This window comes from Peribacillus sp. SIMBA_075 (genome assembly GCF_046534585.1).
The window spans coordinates 1-265 of sequence record NZ_JAWRYN010000793.1; the positions used below are offsets into that span (position 1 = coordinate 1).

Genomic DNA, 265 nt, shown 5'->3' on the forward strand with positions numbered 1-265 from the left:
GACCTCCGATTACGGCGGCCAATTTACACAAGAAGAAGCGGACTACGCAATCGAAAATCTAGAATAAGAGAAAAAAGATGAGCCCCGGCAAACCTGCCAGGGCTCATCTTTTTTCAGTTAAAACGCTTCAACTTCCGAATCCACCTGTTTCGCAGTACGGTATTTCAGAATCTGCGCGATATACCATAAGGCAACTGTCAACGTGATCACCGAGCCGATTATGGCGGCGATGTGGTATTCCATGTTCAAGCCTTCTGGTGCATAG

1 protein-coding gene is annotated in these 265 nt (G+C 47.2%); it reads left to right on the top strand.

Annotated elements, in window-relative coordinates:
- Positions 1 to 67 (top strand): Ltp family lipoprotein (locus tag SB775_RS30385; protein WP_410864975.1); only part of this gene is annotated, 67 nt, incomplete at its 5' end.
- Between the last annotated feature and the right edge of the window lie 198 nt (positions 68 to 265).